4 protein-coding genes and 1 pseudogene are annotated in these 3,912 nt (G+C 39.0%); 4 read left to right on the top strand and 1 reads right to left on the bottom strand.

All coding sequences use genetic code 11. From position 1 onward, the window contains the following. Window positions 1-87: 87 nt before the first annotated feature. The 4 genes and pseudogenes from KH943_RS09490 to KH943_RS09505 all read left to right on the top strand — a co-directional run. Window positions 88-438 (top strand): annotated as a pseudogene (locus tag KH943_RS09490) (Crp/Fnr family transcriptional regulator); the annotation flags it as partial. Window positions 439-446: 8 nt separating this feature from the next. Continuing rightward, window positions 447-1,559, top strand: a complete 1,113-nt coding sequence (locus KH943_RS09495) for an anaerobic sulfatase maturase (protein ID WP_304110353.1) — start codon at window positions 447-449, stop codon at window positions 1,557-1,559. Between the two features lie 78 nt (window positions 1,560-1,637). Continuing rightward, complete coding sequence (locus tag KH943_RS09500) at window positions 1,638-2,432, top strand: D-hexose-6-phosphate mutarotase (RefSeq protein WP_304110354.1); 795 nt, start codon at window positions 1,638-1,640, stop codon at window positions 2,430-2,432. Window positions 2,433-2,541: 109 nt separating this feature from the next. Continuing rightward, complete coding sequence (locus KH943_RS09505; protein ID WP_304110355.1) at window positions 2,542-3,105, top strand: DUF5358 domain-containing protein; 564 nt, start codon at window positions 2,542-2,544, stop codon at window positions 3,103-3,105. Window positions 3,106-3,254: 149 nt separating this feature from the next. On the opposite strand, the gene KH943_RS09510 is transcribed toward KH943_RS09505, so the two are convergent. Beyond that, on the bottom strand, window positions 3,255-3,912 hold a 658-nt coding region (locus KH943_RS09510; RefSeq protein WP_304110356.1), incomplete at its 5' end, for a helicase-related protein.

The raw sequence follows: 3,912 nt of genomic DNA on the forward strand, positions 1-3,912 counted from the left end.
GGGAGGGTGATGTTGAACTGCACCCTGCTAAACCGAGCACACCGGCGACGATAAGCAACCCGATCTTGTTCATTATGTCACTTCAGAGATCCACACTATCACTGCAATGCCAAAGTGCTTATCGAAGCAGAGTTAATTCGTATCACGCCTGAAATCAGTTCCACTTTCTTCCAACATAACCCACAAATGAATTTGTATTTGCTACAAATTCTTGCCGATGAACTACGCGAAGCGGAGCAACGCTTAGCGAAAAGTGCCTATCTTCGCACCCTTGATCGTATTATCGATAGCCTCGATTTTTTTACCCAACACTTCCCGCATTACAACTGGACCTATCGTGAAATTGCTGAATATGCAGGCTGTGAAACTGAAACCGCCATTCGCATTGTGAAAGCCTTGGAGCAAAAAGGGGCGTTTAAACGCCATAAAGCCAAATAGGAGCGAAAATGACCGCACATTTCCACCTGATGGCAAAGCCCAGCAGCTTTCACTGCAACATTCAGTGTGAATACTGCTTCTACTTGGAAAAAGAGGCACAATTCGGGCATCACGCCCCGTTTATGTCGAAAGAAACGCTCAAAAATTACGTACAAAATTACATTGATTCTCACGCAGGTAATTGCGTGGAGTTTGCGTGGCAAGGGGGTGAACCGACGCTTTTAGGCTTGAATTTCTACAAGCAAGCGGTCGAGTTTCAGCAACAATTTGCCAACGGCAAGCAGATCACCAACGCTTTTCAAACCAACGGCATCGCCTTAAATCAGCAATGGGCAGATTTTTTCCGTGAAAACCGCTTTCTGATTGGCTTATCCATCGACGGATTAAGCGCCGTGCATAACCGCTACCGTATTTCAGGCAACGGCAACCCAACCTTTGAAAAAGTGGTGAAAGCCTTAGAATTACTGAAAAAAAACGAAGTAGAATTTAACACACTAACGGTGGTGAACGATCAAAATTGGCAGAAAGGGCTGGAAACTTACCAAGCTCTTAAACAGCTCGGCTCGCGTTATATGCAGTTTATCCCGATTGTAGAACGCCACCCGAACACCGCAGAAATCACCAGTTTCTCCGTACCACCGCAAGGCTTGGGACAATTTCTGTTTGATGTATTTCAAGAATGGTATTCACACGATGTCGGCAAAATTTATGTCTCCACCTTTGATAATCTGCTCGGACAATGGCTAGGCTATCCATCCACCACCTGCGTACATCAACCAACTTGCGGGCAATCTTTGGTTACAGAAGCGAATGGCGATATTTATGCCTGTGATCACTTCGTTTCCCCTGAATATAAAATTGGCAATCTCAACCAACAATCATTGGCAGAGATTGCCACTTCCACCAAACAGCAACAATTTGGCTTAGATAAAAACACCAAGCTCACCACGCTCTGCAAGCGGTGTGAATTTAAAAAACTTTGCAACGGCGGCTGCCCGAAACATCGGTTCATACCTGTGGAAAACTACCCGAATTTACACAATTATCTCTGCCCTTCGTATCGCTATTTTTTTGAGAAAACGATGCCGTATATGCAAGAAATGGCGAGAAGCATACGTTAAAAAAAGAATATGATAATCTCATCTTTGTAGGGTCTAATATGATTAGCACCTACAAGAAATAATAAAAAGGATCTAAAAATGAACTTAGCTAATTCTCTTTACCTTATTCAACAAAACGAAATCCCAGTGATTGAACTCGATCATCCCGTCGGAAAAGCCAGAATTGCCCTCCAAGGTGCACAATTGTTAAGTTGGCAACCTCGCCATACAGAACACGATATTTTTTGGCTTAGCTCTATTGAGCCATTCAAACGAGGTGTTGCTATTCGTGGGGGCATACCAATTTGCTATCCTTGGTTTGGCACCGTAAAGCAGCCAGCCCACGGCACAGCCCGCTTACAACTTTGGACACTTAGCGATTACGATATTCAGGATAAACAAGTCATATTAAATTTCTCACTATTTGATGAGCATCAGATAATCCAAGCTCACATTCAAATGATATTCAGTGAAAAACTCCGACTTGAATTTACCCATTATGGGCAAAATCCTGCTCAAATTGCATTACATAGCTATTTCAATTTAAGTCAAATTGAGAATGTAGAAGTGCAAAATTTGCCGATGACTGCGTTCGATAAACTCACTGATCAACAAGTTAAATTGCCTACTACTCGTCAAATTCAACAAGGTGTAGATTGTATTTATCCTTATATTGGTAAAAACTCAATCATTTCCGACCGCTTGTGGGAGCGAAATATTGAGATCGACCACCAAAACGCTGACAGCATCGTACTTTGGAATCCGTGGGACACTCCACCAAGTGCAATGCAACCGAATGATTACCAACATATGGTCTGTGTCGAAACCGCCCGCCTAAATCAGTTACTGAGTTTTAAACAACAATTGGTAGTGGAGATTTCGGTAGCAAGATAAAAATGGAGGAGCAAGCGGTTAAATTTGCAACTTGTTTTGCTAATCTTACCGCTTGAAATTTTGCAAAAATCGTTTCAATATATACCAAAACCTTTTTTGAGAATTTGTTATGATGAAAAAATCCCTTATTTTTACCCTTCCATTCATGTTAGTCGCTTGCTCGACAAGCGTTAAAGAAGCTCCATTTCCAGGTGAGTTTGCAGATGCGGATTACGTGCTTTCTGATCAAGATGCACAAAAATGGATTGCTGAAAGTGAACAGGCTCGAGAATGTATTTATCCGAAATTAACCCGTATTCAACAAGAGCATTTTTCGAAGGAAGATAGCTACATTCATGCTCAATATGTGTTTTTCTACCCGCTTGAAAAAGTAATTGGTGAGCAGTATGTGAAAATTCTGCAAGCAGATGAGAAATCAATGGGTTATGCACAATATCTGTTCAAAAAATTGAAAGATAAGCCTGCTGATATTAAACCGATGACAGCTCAGCAATGCGAAACTTTGCGTTCACAAGCTCGCGATGATTTGGCAGTAGTAAAAGGGCAATATAAAAGCGGAATGGCGGAAGAAAAAGCCTCAACTGAAGAGAAAAAAAATGGCGACGGTGTTGCTACCAATCAAAATAAATTCTTTTTCGATATTATCAAATGGGGCTCGGCATTATTGCTTTAAAGCTGTTTAGTAATGGGCATCAAGCGTTGTATAATAAGCAGTGGTATTTGATCAATACCACTGCTTATTTTTTGTCTTTCTCTTAGCTTTTAATAAATATTTCTTCTCTTCGTTGGATTTTTATTCTTACATAAGAATATTCCATTTATCTAGAGAAAAGCTATAAGTAATAAAAACCAAAAACCCCGCACCTTACGATACGGGGTTATTCGCTTTCGCTCTAATTCAATCTGGCGATGCCCTACTCTCATTATTGTATAATCTCTTAGCTCATCATTACTTAAACAATTGCTACAATTAGTACAATATTCTCTAATATTTTGCTCTCCAAAATACCTAAGTATAAATGCTCTTAAACATTCTTTAGTTTCACAAAAATCTATCATTTGCTGAAGCTTTTTTATTTCAATTTCCTTTCTATTTAATTGCACTGTAGTATAAATTAAATATTCTAATGTTCTTATATCTGCTCTATTAAAAAACAAATAGCATTTTGCTGACAATCCGTCTCTCCCAGCTCTTCCTATTTCTTGATAATAACCTTCTATATTTTTAGGAATTGTAAAATGAATTATATATCTAATATTAGATTTATCTATCCCCATTCCAAATGCATTTGTTGCAATCATTACATTTGAATTTTCATTTAAAAATTCATCTTGATAAAATTCCTTTTCACTATCCTTTAAGCCTCCATGATATTTTAATACATCATATCCTAAATCCTTTAAATAATAATATAATCCATCTACTTCTTTTCGTGTAGCACAATATATTATTCCTGCTTCACCTTCTCGTTCTCGTATA

This window comes from Haemophilus parahaemolyticus, from assembly GCF_018373095.1.
Taxonomy (GTDB): domain Bacteria; phylum Pseudomonadota; class Gammaproteobacteria; order Enterobacterales; family Pasteurellaceae; genus Haemophilus_A; species Haemophilus_A parahaemolyticus_A.

Excerpts from the sequence above, each read along its gene's own strand:
- KH943_RS09500 (WP_304110354.1), top strand. The coding sequence starts at position 1,638 with ATGAACTTAGCTAATTCTCTTTACCTTATTCAACAAAACGAAATCCCA.
- KH943_RS09495 (WP_304110353.1), top strand. The coding sequence starts at position 447 with ATGACCGCACATTTCCACCTGATGGCAAAGCCCAGCAGCTTTCACTGC.
- KH943_RS09505 (WP_304110355.1), top strand. The coding sequence starts at position 2,542 with ATGATGAAAAAATCCCTTATTTTTACCCTTCCATTCATGTTAGTCGCT.